Origin of the sequence: Akkermansia sp. GGCC_0220, assembly GCF_017566105.1 — a bacterium.
GTDB classification, from domain to species: Bacteria; Verrucomicrobiota; Verrucomicrobiia; order Verrucomicrobiales; family Akkermansiaceae; genus Akkermansia; species Akkermansia massiliensis.
On sequence record NZ_JABFCI010000052.1, the window covers coordinates 1 to 653 of the forward strand.

The following is a 653-nucleotide window of genomic DNA, read 5'->3' on the forward strand; positions in this document are numbered from 1 at the left end:
ACCTGGTCTTTTTCCGTACAGGCCAGAACATTGCAGATATTGGAAGGCAGCCCGTCCCCATACGGCTGGTACGGCTGCCGGGCAAACTGCTTGCTGTCCCAGTACCACGGCGCCTGCACGTTCTTCCACTGCATGTACCCCGACTTGCGCGGTGAATACGAGATACCGCCGCAGGCATAGGCCAGCCACAGATTCCCCCTGGCGTCAAAGCCGGCGGAAGCCGCCTGGTCTTCCACCAGTCCCGTAGACCGGTCCAGCGCCTTCCATGAATCATTCCCGGGATCATAAACGGACACGCCTCCGGACGTGGCAACGGCCACCTCCCCGGAAACGGGAGAGACGGCCAGCGCATAAACATGCTCTCCGTTCAGGGCATTGCCGCGGTCATACGTCTTCCACTCCCTCCCGTTGAAAACGGCCACGCCGCTGTCGTCCGTGCCCACCCAGATGCGGCCCTGCCTGTCCTCCGCAATGCAGGTGAAATTCTTCCCTTTGGGAAAGCCGGAATAATAATCCATGTTGAGCCACGACTTCTCGTACGCCCTGTCGCCGACTTGAAGGCGGTAAACGCTTTCCCTCTCCCCCACGGCCCATATAGCTCCATCCTGCGCCACCAGGGTGCCGCGGATGAAGCGCACCGGGCATTCCGGCAG

General features: G+C 61.3%; 1 protein-coding gene. It reads right to left on the reverse strand.

Going from position 1 to position 653, the window contains the following annotated elements; translation table 11 throughout:
• Window positions 1-653: two-component regulator propeller domain-containing protein (locus HJW02_RS12930; protein WP_208050668.1), on the reverse strand; the 653-nt coding region annotated here is incomplete at both ends.